General features: G+C 44.4%; 15 protein-coding genes. 6 read left to right on the forward strand and 9 right to left on the reverse strand.

What is annotated here, in order from left to right:
* Positions 1-18: 18 nt before the first annotated feature.
* The 3 genes from ACXAGK_RS06075 to aceK all read right to left on the reverse strand — a co-directional run bounded on the left by ACXAGK_RS06075 (position 19) and on the right by aceK (position 4,109).
* Complete coding sequence (locus tag ACXAGK_RS06075; RefSeq protein WP_474854879.1) at positions 19-1,434, reverse strand: sensor histidine kinase; 1,416 nt, start codon at positions 1,432-1,434, stop codon at positions 19-21.
* On the reverse strand, positions 1,431-2,111 hold the full coding sequence (locus ACXAGK_RS06080; protein WP_474805288.1) for a response regulator transcription factor: 681 nt from the start codon (positions 2,109-2,111) through the stop codon (positions 1,431-1,433). The genes ACXAGK_RS06075 and ACXAGK_RS06080 overlap by 4 nt, the downstream gene beginning before the upstream one ends.
* A 264-nt stretch (positions 2,112-2,375) precedes the next feature.
* Entirely contained in the window at positions 2,376-4,109 is a 1,734-nt protein-coding gene (gene aceK / locus ACXAGK_RS06085; protein WP_474854881.1) for a bifunctional isocitrate dehydrogenase kinase/phosphatase, read from the reverse strand.
* Positions 4,110-4,288: 179 nt separating this feature from the next.
* Here aceK and ACXAGK_RS06090 point away from each other — a divergent pair, with 179 nt between their 5' ends.
* Positions 4,289-4,687 carry a response regulator gene (locus ACXAGK_RS06090; RefSeq protein ID WP_474805290.1) on the forward strand — a complete coding sequence of 133 codons (399 nt, stop codon included), beginning with the start codon at positions 4,289-4,291 and terminating at the stop codon, positions 4,685-4,687.
* 85 nt (positions 4,688-4,772) lie between these two features.
* Here the strand turns inward: ACXAGK_RS06090 and arsB are convergent, their stop codons facing one another.
* The 5 genes from arsB to ACXAGK_RS06115 form a co-directional block, all read right to left on the reverse strand.
* Positions 4,773-5,813, reverse strand: coding sequence for an ACR3 family arsenite efflux transporter (arsB, locus tag ACXAGK_RS06095; RefSeq protein ID WP_474854883.1), 1,041 nt, complete (start codon positions 5,811-5,813; stop codon positions 4,773-4,775).
* Positions 5,814-5,836: 23 nt separating this feature from the next.
* Positions 5,837-6,511 carry an arsenical resistance protein ArsH gene (gene arsH, locus ACXAGK_RS06100; protein ID WP_474855593.1) on the reverse strand — a complete coding sequence of 225 codons (675 nt, stop codon included), beginning with the start codon at positions 6,509-6,511 and terminating at the stop codon, positions 5,837-5,839.
* 74 nt (positions 6,512-6,585) lie between these two features.
* Positions 6,586-7,053 (reverse strand): arsenate reductase ArsC, encoded by a 468-nt coding sequence (locus tag ACXAGK_RS06105; RefSeq protein WP_474805292.1) that lies wholly within the window; start codon positions 7,051-7,053, stop codon positions 6,586-6,588.
* Between the two features lie 130 nt (positions 7,054-7,183).
* Complete coding sequence (locus ACXAGK_RS06110; RefSeq protein WP_474854885.1) at positions 7,184-7,528, reverse strand: metalloregulator ArsR/SmtB family transcription factor; 345 nt, start codon at positions 7,526-7,528, stop codon at positions 7,184-7,186.
* 136 nt (positions 7,529-7,664) lie between these two features.
* The gene (locus tag ACXAGK_RS06115) at positions 7,665-8,345 is read right to left on the reverse strand and encodes a protein-tyrosine phosphatase family protein (RefSeq protein WP_474854887.1); all 681 of its coding nucleotides are present in this window, start codon (positions 8,343-8,345) and stop codon (positions 7,665-7,667) included.
* Positions 8,346-8,756: 411 nt separating this feature from the next.
* Here ACXAGK_RS06115 and ACXAGK_RS06120 point away from each other — a divergent pair, with 411 nt between their 5' ends.
* Positions 8,757-9,392 (forward strand): carbohydrate binding domain-containing protein, encoded by a 636-nt coding sequence (locus tag ACXAGK_RS06120; RefSeq protein ID WP_474854889.1) that lies wholly within the window; start codon positions 8,757-8,759, stop codon positions 9,390-9,392.
* An 88-nt stretch (positions 9,393-9,480) separates the two neighbouring features.
* On the opposite strand, the gene ACXAGK_RS06125 is transcribed toward ACXAGK_RS06120, so the two are convergent.
* Positions 9,481-10,638: an S-(hydroxymethyl)glutathione dehydrogenase/class III alcohol dehydrogenase gene (locus ACXAGK_RS06125; protein WP_474854891.1), complete on the reverse strand. Its 1,158-nt coding sequence runs from the start codon at positions 10,636-10,638 to the stop codon at positions 9,481-9,483.
* A 189-nt stretch (positions 10,639-10,827) separates the two neighbouring features.
* Here ACXAGK_RS06125 and ACXAGK_RS06130 point away from each other — a divergent pair, with 189 nt between their 5' ends.
* The 4 genes from ACXAGK_RS06130 to thrB all read left to right on the forward strand — a co-directional run bounded on the left by ACXAGK_RS06130 (position 10,828) and on the right by thrB (position 18,173).
* Positions 10,828-11,706, forward strand: coding sequence for a LysR substrate-binding domain-containing protein (locus ACXAGK_RS06130; RefSeq protein ID WP_474854893.1), 879 nt, complete (start codon positions 10,828-10,830; stop codon positions 11,704-11,706).
* Between the two features lie 82 nt (positions 11,707-11,788).
* The gene (locus ACXAGK_RS06135) at positions 11,789-14,338 is read left to right on the forward strand and encodes an excinuclease ABC subunit UvrA (protein WP_474854895.1); all 2,550 of its coding nucleotides are present in this window, start codon (positions 11,789-11,791) and stop codon (positions 14,336-14,338) included.
* Between the two features lie 378 nt (positions 14,339-14,716).
* On the forward strand, positions 14,717-17,182 hold the full coding sequence (thrA, locus tag ACXAGK_RS06140) for a bifunctional aspartate kinase/homoserine dehydrogenase I (protein ID WP_474805299.1): 2,466 nt from the start codon (positions 14,717-14,719) through the stop codon (positions 17,180-17,182).
* Positions 17,183-17,228: 46 nt separating this feature from the next.
* Entirely contained in the window at positions 17,229-18,173 is a 945-nt protein-coding gene (gene thrB / locus ACXAGK_RS06145; RefSeq protein ID WP_474854897.1) for a homoserine kinase, read from the forward strand.
* Positions 18,174-18,205: the final 32 nt, after the last annotated feature.

The raw sequence follows: 18,205 nt of genomic DNA on the forward strand, positions 1-18,205 counted from the left end.
TTTACTGATTCAGACTAGCTAATTTTGACGCAGATTAATCGGAAAACAAAAAACAACACCCAGACCATGTCCTTGCATTAGCGGGTCGTGCACAAACCAAGTTTGCCCATCGTGAAGCTTCACTATTGCGGAGACAAGTGATAAGCCTAACCCATTTCCTTTGCTCGTTCTGCTGCCATCAGCGCGATAAAAGCGGCGTTCTAGATTTAATATCTCGTGTTCACCCACGCCTATGCCTGCATCATTGACGGCAATAACGATGTGTTTTTCCGTGGTAATTAGCTGAACCGCAACCATACTATTTTCATTTGAATACTTGATAGCATTATCTAATACGTTGGCTACAGCTTGGAAAAGTAAGTTAGGGTCAGCAAGCATAGTCACGCTTTCAAGCTGACTGGACAGCTGAATATTGCGCTCCTCGGCAAGGGGGTGGTAAAGATCGACCACATCTTCAACAATAGCTCGGGCATCTGTACTACAGAAACCCTCTTTTTTGTTCGTGGTCTCAAGACCGCTTATGCGCAATAAACTATTGAACATATTCAGCAGGTTATCTGCTTCTTGAGTCGTGTCTTCTCGTAGCTGGTCGTCTTCAATTCTTTCTAAGGTATTACGAAGTCTGGAAAGCGGTGTGCGTAGGTCATGAGCAATACTGTCTGTGACTGACTTGATGTTATTAACCGAGCTTTCAATGGTATCCAGCATTTGATTAAAAACGAAGGAAAGACTGCTGAGATCGTCCCAATTGCTATCAATCTCTAGCCGCTCTTCAAGGTTACCAGTCTTTATAATCTTATCAGCGGTTTGAGACATGCGGTTAATTCGATTGACCACATAAACGGCAATGGCGAAGCTTAGAATACTTAAGGCACAAAGCAACACAACGATAATCCAGCTAAAGGTTTTGCCAAACCACTGTGCGCTATATAAGTCATCGATACCACGCCCGACATAGAGGGTATAGTCGCCTAGTACATCTTCCCTCATCAATGCTTGGCGTAAGGTTTTCCTTGATGAGCTGTTAGGCCGGGTAATAACGATTTCTGCAGTATCAAAGTTGGCCCCTTTGTGCCGCTCTAATACCAGAGGGATAGATGCTAAGTTCCCCGCAACTACTTGCTCATCTTTGCTCAGAACGACAAATGATCGCAGATGTTCGAATGAATGAGAGGGGGTTTTCGCGCTAGAAGGGTCGTGGTTATTATCGTTTACAATGACCGACTTAACGGCATCAATACCAAGGTTTTCATAGAGAGTTACGAGCGCGTTTGCTTTGGCATTAACGGCAGCATTCGACTCGGAAATAAACAAGTCACTGCTCGTTAATCGCCAAAAGTAAACAATTAAAACAATGGCAATACAAGCTAGGGTGGTGAGCAATACGCCTACGCGAAAACTAGAACTACGCGTAAAGTCGCGTATTGCTATCATGCAAGCTCGTCCGCTATGCGGTAGCCAGTGCCTCTTACGGTTTCAATAAGTGGAACATTAAACGCTTTATCCACTTTCTGACGTAGACGGCTAATGTGAACATCAATCACGTTAGTTTGCGGGTCAAAATGATAATTCCAAACCTGCTCCAACAACATGCTCCGCGTTACAACTTTACCTTTATGACGAAGTAGACATTCAAGTAGTTGGAATTCCTTTGATTGAAGATCAATTTCTTGATCGCCACGCAATACTTTACGGTTAACTAAGTCTAGCGTGAGGTCTCCAACTTTTATCAAGGTCTTGTCATCGCCGTCTTTATTGCGACCAGCCAAACCTTCAACGCGAGCAAGCAGCTCTTCAAAGGCGAAGGGTTTAGTTAGATAGTCGTTAGCGCCGGTGCGAAGGCCTTTAACCTTATCTTCAACTTGGCTCTTGGCGCTTAGTAATAGAACAGGGGTCGTGTTACCTTCTTCGCGAAGCTTCTCAAGCACAGTGAAACCGTCGAGTTCGGGTAACATTACGTCTAAAATCACCGCATCTAGTTCGTTACTAGCGGCCTGTTGGTAGCCTGATGTTCCATCACCTACAGTAATACATTCATGCCCTTCACCCAACAGTCCATTTGCAATGTGCGAGGCAACCTTTGGATCATCTTCTACAAGTAGCACTTTCATTATCAGGATTCTTCTATTTATCTACATTCACACACTTGTTTGGCATTGCTGATACCGATATGCGGTATTTAACAAACAGCAAGCGAGAACAAGCAGTCAAAAAGCAATATCGCTTTGCCTCTTTTACGAGCTATACGACTTAAAACGATCACTTTTAAGCTTTTTCGCATGTAGCTAAATTTTGTCCTTATTTATAGAGCGCTATATCCCTTTGAACGTTAGTTTAAGGTGATAGGGAGGATGCTTTTTATTCACGTATCCAGTCTATTTACCTTTGTCAAAGCGCATGCTCGGGTTATAAGGGGTAAAGTGCTGCACGTCCCCACGGGCACACTTCTTTTGTACGCCATGCCAGTACTCAGGTGTCATCAAGTCGCCGTGCAATGACTTAAGTATATCTTTGAACTTTCGCTTACCAACGATGAAGTGCTCGAATTGTTCGGGGAATACGTCGTTAGGCGCTACTGAAAGTGTATCAATGGCATAGGGGTCATCAGATTTGGGCAACTCCCTGAAGTTACGCTCGTTCATTAAGCAAATTTCATCATAGTCGTAGAAGATCACGCGACCATGACGGGTAATGCCGAAGTTTTTGTGTAGCATGTCGCCAGGAAATATGTTTGCCATAGCAATTTGTTTAATACATAAGCCAAGCTCATCGAGCGCACGCGTTATTTTTTCATCGTCGGTTTCTTCTTGAAGATATATATTTAGCGGCGTCATTTTCCGCTCAATGTACATGTGCTTGATGATAAGTTCTGTCTCAGTAAATTCTAAACTCGATGCACATGTTTCTTTTAGTTCTCTAATAAGCTCAGGCTCAATCCTATTTAACGGGAACCTAAAATTAACGTATTCATGGGTGTCAGCCATTCGTCCCACACGGTCTGACATTTTTACTAGCTTGTAGCATTCCTTAACGTGGTCACGAGTGATTTTCTTACTTTCTGCAAATTCATCTTTAATAATTTTAAAAACAACGCCATAAGAGGGCAGATGGAAAACCATCATCACTAAGCCGCGAATTCCCGGCGCAGCTTCGAACTTGTCATCAGTCTCGTCCATGTGTGCCAAAAAGTTGCGATAGAAAACCGTTTTGCCGTGTTTGTAATGCCCCATCGACATATATAATTCGAAGTGTTTTTTATTCGGCAATAACTCTTGTAGAAAAGCGGCAACCTCGGCCGGGTTTTGCGTGTCGGCCATAAAATAGCTACGAGCAAAACCAAAAATGACGCTTAGGTCTTTGCGGTCGGTCAGAAGGGCATCAACGAACATATGTGGCTCGTTGTATCTTCGCATGGCGATGACAAACGGCAGGGTTTCATCGGGCATACAAATGCGACCAATCAAATAAGCCGCTTTACCACGAAAAAAAGTAGGCTTAAGGATCTCAACGGCTTGTACACTGGCTAGTTGTTCTTTGTTTAATCGTGCGCGTAGGGCCGTCTCAAGGTTTTGTAAGTCGCGTTCAAAGTTTTCAAACGGAATATTGTATCGATAAATTTTGAATATCGACTCGTACATTTCACGTACGGTAGTGGTGGTGTCAAAGCTGTTGACTACTTTGTCTCTGTCTTGCCCCGGCAAAAAGCAACGGCTAGGCAGAACAAACATCATGTCGTTGTCTATTTTTCTGTGCTTAAACAGTCGACCAATCACTGAGTTATAAAAGGTTTCAGCTAACTCAAACTGCGGGTGCCCTTCAAGCTGTAGCGCAAACACCTTTTTGAGCTCTTGCCAAAAAGCATCATCTTTTTGGTGGACCTGAGTAAGCTGATAAATTTCGGCAACCGCATCTGACAGGCTTTGTTCATAAATAGTAATGCGCTCTTTAGAGGCTAGCTGTGTTTCTTTCCAATTACCCTTTTCAAATCTTTCTTGAGCGCCCCGTGTAATTCGGGTGAACCATCGGTAACTCTTATCAAAATGAGACAAAATCTGATAGGCAACTTTTCTGACCAAGTTTTTGTCTTGGGTCGCAGCTAACTCTTGCATAGGGATGTTTTCCTTTTTTGTTACGCCTTATATCTACCACAAAACATGCTAATAGGAGAGGAGAGTTTGGTGTCGTTATCGAGTAAGTAGCCAATAATTCGATGTTTTTATTATTTTCTTATACTTTCGTTTAATGTATTCTAACGGTGGATTAGTAACCAATTATAAGATTGTAGTTAATGGGTTTTAATATTCTGATTTGTGACGATTCAGCGCTTGCACGGAAAATGGCTAGAAGTAACTTGCCTGGTGGGTTCGCTGAAGCTATTTATGAAGTGTCAAATGGTATGGACGCTCTAGAAGTATTAGCCCATCATACTATTGACCTTGTATTACTAGATTTAACAATGCCTGTGCTGGGCGGGCTCAGCGTTTTGAGCGAAATTAAACGCCGTAAACTTGAGACTTTTGTCATTGTTATTTCAGGTGATATTCAGCCATTGATGCAAGAGAAAGTGATGTCTTTGGGCGCATTAGGTTTTATTGAAAAGCCAATTAAGCGAAACGAACTTACGGCGGTTCTACAACGCTTTGGTTTCATTCTTCCCGATACTTATAAAGCGCCAATTGCGGTTTAAGAATTTAAAAGATGAGAAGGGCGAGCCATGGGCTCGCCCTTTTTTATTTCCGCGATGTCACCGCTGCAGACTGGGATAACACTGCTTAGTCAAACCAATGGCGCGTTTTGTTTGCAAACCACACTAGCGAAAGCATAACGGGCACTTCAACTAGTACGCCAACGACGGTGGCAAGCGCTGCGCCGCTGTGTAAACCAAATAGTGAAATGGCTACGGCTACCGCCAACTCGAAGAAGTTAGACGTACCTATCATACATGCTGGTGCAGCTACATTGTGCGGCAGTTTCATGCGCTTTGCGGCAAAGTAGGCAATAGCAAAAATACCGTAAGTTTGTATAAGCAGGGGTATCGCAATAAGCACGATATCTTGGGGCTGCGATAATATCGTTTCTGCTTGAAGGCCAAACAAAATAACTATTGTCAGCAGTAACCCAATTACTGAAAACGGCTTAAATTTACTTACTAGCGCGTCGACCGCGTTATTTCCTGAACCTGTTTTCTGCGTTATCTTGTTTTTGTTTTCCAAGTGGCGGCGCGTGATATAACCCGCTACCAGCGGCAATACTACATAGAGCGCTACAGACAGTAGCAGGGTGTCCCAAGGAACCGTGATATCTGTTACACCCAACAGCATGGCGGTAAGCGGTGCAAAGGCAACGACCATAATAAGGTCGTTAATTGATACCTGAACTAGAGTGTAGTTAGCATCTCCTTTGGTAAGGTGGCTCCATACAAAAACCATGGCAGTACAAGGAGCAACACCAAGTAAGATCATACCTGCAATGTATTCTGTGGCAGTTTGCGGGTCTACCCAGTCGGCAAAAATACCTTTAAAGAATAGCCAGCCTAATAGCGCCATAGTGAAAGGCTTTATCAGCCAGTTAACCACAAGCGTTAGCACCAGGCCTTTTGGCTTTTTACCCACATCTTTAATAGAGCCAAAGTCTATTTGCACCATCATTGGGTAAATCATTAGCCAAATAAGTACTGCCACTACAAGATTTACGTGTGCATATTCAAGTGCAGCAATAGACTCAAATAGGCCAGGCAAGGCATAGCCTAGGCCGACCCCGGCAATAATACAAAGGCCAACCCACACTGATAAATAACGTTCAAAGAACCCCATTTCTACTCACCTTTGTCTTAATTTTACAGCGATTTTTGATTAACACGCTTACTCACTTCCTCTGCGCTTTCAACGCGCTCGGAATAGCGATCAACAAGAAAGTCTTTGTTGTCGCGGGTAAGCAAAGTAAATTTCACCAATTCTTCCACTACATCTACTATTCGGTTGTAGTAAGGTGACGGTTTCATGCGTCCATTGTCTTCAAATTCTAAAAACGCTTTTGCCACAGAAGACTGGTTAGGGATGGTTAACATGCGCATCCAGCGGCCTAAAATGCGCATTTGGTTCACCGCATTGAACGATTGTGAACCGCCTGATACCTGCATAATGGCCAGCGTTTTCCCTTGAGTAGGGCGCACGCCACCAAGGCTAAGCGGTACCCAGTCGATCATGCTTTTCATGATTCCGGTCATGCTGCCGTGACGCTCAGGTGAACACCAAATTTGACCTTCAGACCACATCATAAGCTCGCGTAGCTCCTTAACTTTCGGATGTGAATCATCTTCAGTATCTGGCTGCGGCAAACCGCGAGGGTCAAAAATTTTGGCTTCTGCGCCAAAGTATTCAAGCAAGCGCGCTGACTCTTCTATAACTAGGCGGCTGTAAGAACGTTCTCTAAGCGAGCCGTAAAGTAACAAAATGCGCGGCTTGTGGTCTGAAAACCTTGATGCAAAGTTAGCCATAATCGGCTTGTGCATTTGCTCCATTACTGCGTTATCAGAGGGGCTTTCAGCTGTTGATGTTTTCTGTTCCATTGATCTACCTTTACTCTTTACTGGGCGCCTAATTTTGATAGCGCCTCTTTAAGCGCTGCTTTATCTAAGTTTTTCTCAGCAAGCTCTGCTAATGCCGCTACACGCTTTTCAATAATATTGATGGTGTTGTTGAATGCTTCAGCTTTTTCCTGTTCGCTACCTTCTAACTTAGACGGGTCTTCTAAGCCCCAGTGCACCTTAAGCGATTTGCCGAAATAAACGGGGCATGACTCACCCGCAGCTGAATCACAAACGGTTACAACGAGGTCAGCGTCATAATCTTCAAATTCATCCCACGATTGGCTTTGAAGCCCGTTGGTCTCAAATCCGCGCTCTGCAAGGTATTTAAGAGAGAGAGGGTGAACTTCACCGACAGGCTGACTGCCCGCGCTGCGCGCTTCTACATTACCGTTAGAGGCATTAGTGATGGCCTCGCAAAGAATACTGCGGCAACGGTTGTGCGTACAAATGTATAAAATCTTCATATAAAAACCTTATTTAAATGGCTGAAGCTACTTTAGTTAGCTATCAAAAAGTTGAAAAAGTTAAAAAGTAAGCCGCTTGCAATGTGCTAAGGGCAATCACCTTCGTGATGTACATCAAAGTATGTGAGCGTTAGCAATTCTCGCAGAGCAAGTTCGCTAATGGCTCTTCGATGTATGCACTATTATTCGACGCAGTGTTTTTGATAACGTCTAGCGCCCAAGCAGGCAAGTCAGGATGAAGTTGGTAATACACCCATTTGCCCTTACGGGTATCGAGCACTAAACCGCATTTTCGTAAATCTGCAAGATGACGTGAAATTTTTGGCTGGCTTAGTTGAAGCGCATCGGTGAGATCGCACACGCATAACTCGCCTTTTACGCTAAGCATTAGTAGCGTCTTTAAGCGAGTGTCTTCCGACAGGCATTTGAAAAATGTTAAGGGCGCTATCTGCGCAGGTTCACAACAATTCGACATAAAATTATCACATATGAAATTTCGTATGTGATGTATCGTATATGAAATTCCGTATGTGTCAACAACGAATCTGAAATTTCATATATATGTAAAAGGAATGAAGTGGTTTAAAAGCTAACTAAGGAAGCGGTTAAATTTATTGGCTTTCAGGAACGGCGGCCTCAAACGACATCGCTACTTGTTTGCCGTTTACCCCATTGTAGTGAGTGATAACTTCGTTCATAAAGGCGTACCATGTCGGGTTCGGGTGCCAAATAGCCATAAGGTCTTTTTTAGCATTTTGTTCACTTTCGCCCAGTACGTTAATTCTATAAAGATAGGTAAAAGCAGCACCCCGCCAATTCAGTTTACAGTGGGTGAGTACCTTGTCTTCCTTAACATCTACGCTTTGCATAAATGCCGCGTAATTTAAAAAGTTAGCGAGCGTTGGGCCTTCCCAATCTACGGGCACATTAAAGTAGTCGAGTCCTAATTCTGAGGTCGTTAAAATCTCACTCGCTCGATTTCCAGGGATCAAATCTATAACGTGTGTCACCCCTTCCTCTTTTAGCAAAGAAAGATGAGAGGCATCAGGCAAGCCTGAAGAATGCATAAAGGGCGCGTTTTTTTGGTAGTTAGTGAGCGTTGAAAGGGTAGGTGTGGTCTCAACCTGCGTGTCGGCACTTGTTTTCGATGCTGTAGCGTGAGCGTTCACAGGTGCACTTAAACCTAGCCCTAGACCGATACAAGCAGCGGTAACAGTAAAACTAAATGTAGGCTTTTTAAACGATAGTGACTTTTTCATTCTTGTATCTACTGCTGGCTGGGGCTTTTTCATAATTTAGCGCTCAATGTTGACACTGTTTAAAGGTGGCAATGTTGCCACGTCTTACGTTACACACTTGATTGCGTGTTGTCCAAACGGTAAAGCCACCCTTTTGTAATTAGGGCTAGTTGACCTTTGATTTTAAGTAAAGGTCGACAAGACCAAAACACTAGCATAGATAACTGCCGTTATATTTTGGATTAAGCCCTCAGCTTTTTACCGCCTTAGACTTTAAAGAAGGTGCCTTATTTCAGTTGAAGATCAAATACTGACGTGAGAGATAGAACAAGGGCCGTGCTCAAAGCATTAGAGCACCGAGTTATTTAGTTATACTTTTATACGACATGCTAAAGAATAAGATACACAGGTTGGACCACTTGATAAAATATACTTATAGAATCGCGCGTGGTTTTGGAGAAGTACATGAGCAAGTGGTTAACAGTTCTATTTTTAGTTTTAGGTGTGAGTACGTCCGCTCATGCTAACTTGATATTAAATGGTAGTTTTGAAAATAACGATATCAGAAGTAACAGCTGGAAAGCCTTTACCGCTGGAACCGTAGAGGGTTGGAGCGGCACGAATATGGAGTTATGGGATAACTTTCAACGTTTAAACGCTTTTGATGGTAGCCAATACGCTGAACTAAATGCTAATGGAAACGGCGGTCGATATTCTATTTTTCAGACTTTTTCTACTGAGGCCGGAAATACTTACGATGTGTCATTTGCCTATGCAGCACGACGCAGTGGAGAAAGTTTCCAGTTAGACATACTCAGTGATACCAATAGCGTTTTATACAGTCAGGTGTTTGACGATCATGCCATTAAAAGCTGGTCTGAGTTCTACGGTGATTTTGTTGCACAAACTGCTCTAACTACCATTCGTTTCTCTACCATTAATACAGGAACCTATGGCAACTTTGTTGACGATATTGTGGTAACTGCAGCGCCTAGCTTTGCAGCAAGCGTATCGAGTGTTTCTGTTTCTGAACCGGCAAGCTTGGCAATATTGCTACCTCTATCGGCTTTGGCGCTGATAAGACGCAAGAGAGCCAAGTAAATTCACATATGAAGTAATTACGAAAAGGCCCGCAATTATGCGGGCCTTTGTTTTGTATGCAAAAATATCTGCGCTTTGGTTCTAACGCTTATTTATCCATATGCACAACAGAGCGGATGCTTTCGCCTTTATGCATTAAATCAAACGCTTCGTTTATTTCATCAAGGCCCATAGTATGAGTGATAAACTCTTGGAGGCCAAAATCACCGTTTAGGTATTGTTCAACAATACCTGGCAGTTCTGAGCGACCTTTAACACCACCAAAAGCAGAACCGCGCCATACACGACCTGTCACTAACTGGAATGGACGCGTTGAAATTTCTTGTCCTGCGCCTGCAACACCGATGATCACAGATTCACCCCAACCTTTGTGGCAGCATTCAAGCGCAGAGCGCATAACGTTCACGTTGCCAATACATTCAAATGAGTAGTCAACGCCGCCGTCAGTCATTTCAACAATCACTTCCTGAATAGGCTTGTCGAAATTCTTAGGATTGACTAGGTCAGTTGCGCCAAGCTGTTTCGCTAGGTCAAATTTGCTTTCGTTAATATCAATACCAATAATGCGACCGGCCCCCGCCATGCGCGCACCAATGATGGCTGATAGACCAATTCCACCTAGGCCAAAAATAGCAACCGTGTCGCCTTCCTGTACTTTTGCAGTTTTAAGTACAGCGCCCATACCCGTAGTGACACCACAACCAAGCAAGCAAACCTCGTCTAGCGGCGCATTTTTGTTTACTTTCGCTAGCGATATTTCAGGTAGAACTGTGTACTCAGAAAACGTTGAGCAGCCCATATAGTGATAAATTGGCTCGCCATCTTTAGAAAAGCGACTTGTGCCATCTGGCATTAGGCCTTTACCTTGCGTCTCGCGCACTGCTTGGCAAAGGTTAGTCTTACCTGATTTACAGAACTTACATTCGCCACACTCGGCGGTATAAAGAGGGATAACGTGGTCGCCAACTTCTACACTAGTAACGCCTTCGCCCACCATTTCAACAATACCACCACCTTCGTGGCCAAGAATTGAAGGGAATACGCCTTCAGGATCATCACCGGACAGCGTAAATGCGTCAGTGTGGCATACACCAGTTGCAACGATGCGTACAAGTACCTCGCCTTTCTTAGGAAGCTCTACGTCAACTTCTTCCATCTTTAACGGCTCACCTGGGCCCCAAGCCACCGCAGCTTTCGACTTGATGTGGGTTTGACCTTCTTGCAACGAATCTTTAAACGATGTCATGTGATGACTCCTTAATCATAAATATAGGATGATGTTTTATAGGCCAAAGTATAGGAGACGGATTACTAATGATAAATACATTTTCAGTAAATGACTTTTGCAAATTTGTAATAATTGCGCTTGACGAATAGAATTGGTGGATAGAAAAGAGTACTACATTGAGTAACGCTCAATTAACGGGTGAGAATAATGAAATATCTAGAGGGAATAGCTGAGTTTTGTGCAGTAGCAGACGTAGGAAATTTTACAGGGGCTGCAAATAAGCTAGATACTTCAGTGGCGCAAATAAGCCGTAAAGTCGCATCGTTAGAAAAGCAGTTAGGCGTTAAATTATTGCAGCGTACTACGCGAAGTGTTTCACTTACTGAAGCAGGTTCCCAGTATTTTCAGCAAGTTTTACCCGCGTTAAAAGTGCTTGAAGATGCCCAGCTATCCGTAAGCGCGCTTCAAGCATCGCCGCAAGGGTTAATTAAGCTCACCGCACCAGTCGCCTTTGGCGAAGCATTTATTGCGCCTCTGCTCAATACCTTTATGCAAAAGTATTCTGGCATTAGCGTACAGTGCACCTTCTCAAACGAAAAGCTCGATATTGTCGAGCAAGGCCTCGACCTGGCCATCCGTATTGGCAAACTAGAAGACTCGACGCTGGTTGCCAAAAAGCTGGCTACTCGTCACTTGTTTGTATGCGGAAGTAGGGAATATTTCAAAGATAAAGGACAGCCTAAAAGTATTGAAGAGTTAAAAGCGCACTCGCTGCTGGTGGGGTCACAGCCATATTGGCGTTTACTTATTGATAATAAAATTCAATCAATTCCAGTACAGGGAAGGGTTCGGTATAACAGTGGTAATGCACTATGTAGCGCCGCGATTGCTGGTTTAGGTATTGCACAACTGCCCGGGTTTTACGTGCGTAAAGCACTAGCCTCAGGTCAGCTAATAGAGCTGTTCCCCGAGTATAAAGATAAGCAAGAAGCTATTTGGGCTGTATTTCCTTCGAACCGAAATGTTGCACCCAAAATTAGGTTGCTGGTGGACTTTTTAGCTCAACATCTTGTCTCAGATAGCTAAAGTGCCTGTTTTAAAAATAATGATCGAAATAGAGCGCCTTTATCTAAGTATTCTTTAATTAAGGTGACATGCAGGTGATGAAGTGCACAATGATGAGGGAAAAATTCACGTACGCGGTGCCCGTGTACACAACTTAAAGAATATTTGTATCGATATACCGCGAAATGAAGTGGTGGTGTTCACCGGTGTATCTGGTTCAGGAAAATCTTCTTTGGCTTTCGGTACGCTTTATGCCGAAGCTCAGCATCGGTATTTAGATTCAATATCACCTTATGCAAGGCGGCTAATTGAGCAGGTGGAGAAACCTGACGTAGACGCGATTGAGGGATTACCGCCTGCTGTGGGCCTGCATCAGCGCCGTGGCGCACCTTCCGTTCGTTCTTACGTTGGCAGTATCACCACGCTTTCTAATAGTCTGCGAATGCTTTATTCGCGTGCAGGCGACTATCCCGAAGAGCAGAATATTGTCTACGCAGACGGGTTTTCTCCTAATACGCCTGAAGGTGCATGTGAACACTGTGACGGTATTGGAAAAGTTTTTGACACACAAGCTCATCGCCTTGTACCCGACGATAGCCTCACCATACGCGAGGGCGCTGTGGCAGCTTGGCCAGGTGCGTGGCAGGGCAAAAACCTAGTAAGGGTGCTGTTATCGCTTGATATTGATGTTGATATTCCATGGCGAGAACTGCCTCAAAAAACGCGCGACTGGATCTTATATACCGACGAAATGCCACAGGTGCCCGTCTATCGAAATTACAATCTAGCGCAAACCCGTAAAGCACAACAAGAAGGTGAACCTGCCAGCTATAACGGCAAGTTTATCAGCGCGAGACGTCATGTGCTCGATACCTTCAAAACGTCTCAAAAAGAGAAAATGAAGCAGCGAATTGCTCCTTTCATATCTGTTGAAGTATGTCCGGTTTGTCACGGTAAAAAGCTTAAGCAAAATGCACTGGCAGTAAAAATTGATGACTTAGATATTATTGATTTTTCTAGGCTGCCACTGCAGCAAGTTTACGAAAAGCTTCAGGCATTAAGAAATTCAGTCAACGGCGATACGTCAGAGCGCGCTCAGGTGATACGCAATATTACGGGTGACATTATTGAAAGAGTGAAACCGATTATAGCGCTTGGGCTTCATTACCTTTCGTTAGATAGAAGTACAACAAGTATCTCAGTAGGCGAGTTGCAGCGAATACGGCTGGCAACTCAGCTTAAATCAAACTTATTTGGCGTTGTCTTCGTGATGGATGAGCCGTCATCAGGTCTTCACCCTCGCGACGTCGAAGGGCTTATTCGCGCGCTTCACAATATAACCGAAACGGGAAATTCGTTGCTTGTTGTCGAGCACAATCCTTATGTTATCAAAGGCGCTAACTGGGTTGTAGACGTAGGGCCGCGAGCGGGAGTGAACGGAGGTGAGCTGGTTTATAGTGGGCCGATTAAAGAACTGGCAAGCATTAAAAGCTCCCCAACGGCAGACTACGTTTTTAACAATAAAGCCCTAAGCCAGCGTATAAAACGCAAATCATCAGGGGTATTGCGTTTAAAAGACGTGTCTAGAAACAACGTCAGCCATGTTGATATTAATATTCCACTTGGCGTGATGACCTGTGTTACTGGCGTTTCCGGCTCTGGAAAGTCGAGTTTGATTAGCCAAGCATTAGTTGAGTTAGTCAAAGACGGTTTAAGTCCAGTCGAGAAAGAAGGGAAGCGAGCGAAAGAAACGAAAGAGACGAGAAAAACGAAAGAACTGCTTACTGACGCCAATTCGCTCCTTGCTCAAGACACTTTTTCACATGAAAGTGAGCCGCAGCAAGGCTTTATTGAAAGCGGACTTGAAGAGTTAAGTCGTATAGTTGTGGTAGATCAGTCTCCTATCGGCAGAACACCCCGTTCAACACTGGCAACCTATACAGGCATATTTGACCAAGTCAGAAGTTTATTTGCTTCAACCGAAGAAGCAAAAGCCCGAGGATACGATGCGGGTCACTTTTCTTTCAACGTGGCAAAAGGACGATGCCCACATTGTGAAGGTTTGGGTGTGGTATCGGTAGAACTACTGTTTATGCCGAGTGTTTATTCCCCCTGTACAGTTTGTAACGGACACCGTTTTAACGAAAGCGTACTGGAAGTTGGTTACAACGAACACTCTATCGCTGACGTATTATCGCTTACGGTTGAAGAAGCACTATCTATATTCAAGAGTAATCAAGTCATTACGCGGGGGCTTCAAACGCTAATGAATGTAGGGCTTGGCTATCTAACCCTTGGACAAAGTGCCACCGAATTATCAGGCGGCGAGGCGCAGCGTATTAAATTAGCATCAGAACTTAAACGCGCTCAAAATGCTAATACCCTTTACGTGCTCGATGAACCTACAACAGGTTTACACCTTTCAGACACCTCGCTACTTATGCAGCATTTAACCACGCTAGTTGAAGCCGGAAATACTGTGGTGATGGTTGAGCACAATATGCAGGTAGCTAGGGCTTGCGATCACATTATAGATATGGGACCAGGCGCTGGTGACGAGGGGGGAGAAATAGTAGCTGAAGGTAGCCCAGAGGAGGTTGCTAAGGTTAAACAAAGTGCAACAGCCCCATTTTTGAAGGCGAGCTTGCTCTAACAAAGGCTTTCACTGAATGAGTTCGGTTTAAATGATCGTAGAAATAAGTACTTGTTTAAGGCTACTTAAGTACAAGTAAGCCAATTTAGAAACTGCTTAAACTGTATTTGTACCTCAAAAAGAAATATTAATTAAAGAGTGTTTCATATTTTGCAATACAGTGTAGTGAAAACTGCGGTTGACTTATAGACGTCTATACGGCAAATTGCTTGTATGAAAAAGATTCTACTTACTCGCACCACCATTATGTTAATTACCACCTTAAAAAGGGCGGTCGCTGACTAGTGCAAGTAAGCAAAAGACAACGAAAGCCCGCCTAACACAGAGCGGGCTTTTTTTTACACACGTTTTAGCATGCGTAACCTTAAGGAGCAGCATATGAAAGTCTTAAAGTTTGGGGGTTCTTCTCTAGCCGATGCACCGCGATACATGCGCGTTATGGAAATTAGCACGGCAACCCACCAAACCGACGGTGCTGCGGTTGTACTCTCTGCCCCAAAGGGGGTAACGAACGCGCTTTCACTACTTTGTGAACAAGCAGCCGCGGGTGAAGATTTCCAGCCATTATTCGATAAGTTGAATGACACGGTCACAGGCATTGCCAACGACCTGAACGATGAACTCGACGGATTTGAACACGCAAGCGTGGTGGAATTTATCAATAGTCACTTATCAGTATTAAAACAGCACCTTGAAGGCATTAAACTGCTCGGCGTTGCGCCAGATAATGTTGCTGCTGGTATTCTTAGTATTGGCGAATACATCTCGGTTACGCTCTTTAGCGCTATGTTATCGGCTAAAGGCATTGCAAACCGCGTTATCGACCCAGTTAAATATGTGCTTGCTGAGGGCGATTACTTAGACAGTATTGCCGACGTATCGCTAAGTAAAGCGCGTTTTTCAGATGTGCCTACCGATGGCAGTGAGTTTTTGGTTATGCCTGGCTTTGTAGCTGTTAACGAAGCAGGCGAAAAAGTAACGCTAGGACGTAATGGCTCTGACTATTCAGCGGCTATTTTAGCGGCGTGTATAGACGCTAGCTGCTGTGAAATTTGGACAGACGTAGACGGTGTGTATAACGCTGACCCCAATCAAGTGGAAGGCGCGGTGCTGCTAGACAAGCTTACTTATCAAGAGGCGATGGAGCTGTCTTACTTCGGTGCCAAGGTGCTTCACCCGAAAACAATCGGGCCTATCGCTCAGCACCACATTCCTTGCTTAATTAGAAATACCTTAAACCCGGCAGCGCCTGGTACGCTAATCAGTAATGAAAAAAGCGAAGTGTGGACGTCGGTGAAAGGTATTTCACAGCTTGATAACGTCACCATGTTCAACGTAGCAGGGCCAGGCCTTAAAGGCATGGTGGGTATGGCGAGCCGTGTGTTTGAGGTTATGTCGAACGCCAACATTTCAATTAGCCTTATTACGCAGTCATCTTCGGAATACTCAATTAGTTTTTGTATTCAAAGTAAAGACGCCAGCCGTGCATTAACGCTACTTGAAGATGCTTTCGCGCTAGAGCTGCAAAATCAATTGCTTGACCCTATCGAAGTACGTCACGATCTGGCCATAGTCACTTTGGTGGGTGACGGTATGCGTCAAACAAAAGGGTTGGCAGCGCGTTTCTTCAACTCGCTTGCTCAAGCACGAGTAAACAACGTTGCTATCGCACAGGGCTCTTCAGAACGCTCAATTTCCACAGTAATCGAAAGTAAGCGTGCTAAGAAAGCGGTTAAGGTTATTCATCAGAATTTTTTCTCTGACCGCCATACCATAGACGTATTCCTAGTAGGGTGTGGCAATGTAGGCACTGAACTGCTAGGTCAGATTGAAAAACAACAGCCAGCACTTTTAAAACGTAATATTCAGCTGCGCGTTTACGGTATAGCAAATAGCCGTAAATTGCTGTTGAACAGCCAAGGTATAGATTTAAGCAGCGATTGGAAAGCGGCCCTGGACTCTGCAAGTGAAGGCTTGAGTGTAGAGCGCTTGCATCAGTTCGCAAACGATACCAGCTTGGTCAACCCAGTCATTGTTGATTGTACAAGCCATGAAGCCATCGCTAATCAATACGTTGATATGATGGAAAGCGGCTTCCACGTAGTAACGCCTAACAAAAAGGCGAATACCAGCGCTATGTCTTATTACCGCAAGTTACGTAAGACTGCACTTAATACGAATCGCCAATATTTGTATGAGACAACAGTGGGCGCGGGCCTTCCTGTTATCGACAACCTACAAAAACTATTCAGTGCAGGTGATGTGCTGCATCGTTTTGAAGGTATTCTTTCAGGTAGCTTGTCTTACGTATTCGGTAAGCTTGAAGAGGGCATGAGCTTGTCACAAGCGACACAAACGGCCAAAGATAACGGTTTTACCGAGCCAGATCCTCGCGACGATTTAAGCGGTATGGACGTTGCTCGTAAGTTGCTTATTATGGCCCGTGAAGCCGATTTAGAGCTTGAGCTTTCTGATATAGAGATTGAGTCGGTACTGCCTTCGGGATTTGCAGAAAACTGTTCTATCGACGAATTTATGCAGCAGCTACCCGAGTTAGATGCTGCGATGAATGATAAAGTTGAGGCGGCTAAAGCGGAAGGCAAAGTGCTTCGCTATATTGGCAGCATTGAAGATGGAAAGTGCAAAGTTAGTGTACAGGCCGTCCCTGCTAGCAATCCGCTTTCTCAGGTGAAAGACGGCGAGAATGCACTGGCGATTAATAGTGACTACTACAGCCCAATTCCTTATGTAATTAGAGGATATGGTGCAGGTGGTACGGTAACGGCGGCAGGGGTATTTGCCGACATTTTACGCACTATGCCGTGGAAACAAATGGCGCATTAGAGGCTAATTTAATTAGCTATGTCGCAAGCGAAGTAAGAGAAATTATATGAAAGCATTCAAGGCCTTTGCGCCGGCATCAATTGGAAATGTAAGCTTAGGCTTTGACGTACTAGGCGCAGCGCTTGCGCCGGTTGACGGTACTAAGCTCGGTGATGAAGTTGAAATAAAGGCGGCTGAGTCATTTTCATTAGAAACGGTGGGGCGCTTTGCTCACAAGCTTCCGGGCGATGCAGATAGCAATATAGTTACTAAGTGCTATCACTATTTTTGTGAGCAAATGGAAAAGGCTGGAAAGCCAACCTCTCCTGTTGCACTAACGCTACATAAAAATCTACCTATTGGTAGTGGTTTAGGTTCAAGCGCAAGTTCTATTGTGGCAGCGTTTGCGGCACTTAATGCTTACTTCGATACGCCATTTGATGAAGATACGCTACTTATTATGATGGGTGAGTTAGAAGGTCAAATAAGCGGTAGTATTCACTACGACAATGTTGCGCCATGTTATTTAGGTGGCATGACTTTGATGACTGGTAGCGATGCGCCGGTCACTCTGTCTCTACCTCTTAACGATGACTGGTACTATGCAGTGTGCTATTCGGGTATTAGCGTATCCACAGCCGCAGCGCGTGACATCTTGCCTAAGCAGGTGGATATGGCGACGGCGCTTACCTTTGGTCGACAACTTGGCGTGTTCGTACACGCACTGCATGCGGGTAACTTTGACTTGGCGGCGTCGGTAATGAAAGATGTTATTGCCGAGCCTTACAGAAAATCGCTATTGCCAGGTTTCGATGAAGCTCGCGCGTTTAGCGAGCAAGCCGGAGCACTAGCTTTTGGCATTTCGGGCTCGGGGCCTACGGTGTTCGCTGTATGCCCTAGCAAGGCGCAAGCGGAAGAAGTCGCGGCATATTTAACCGCGAACTACATCCAAAACGAAGATGGCTTTAGCCATGTGTGCCAAATACCAAGCCAAGGTACTATTATTTCTTAAAAGTACATGACTTCTTAAAGGCATATGATTTC

The sequence above is a fragment of the Alteromonas sp. ABM1_013 genome (genome assembly GCF_056160505.1).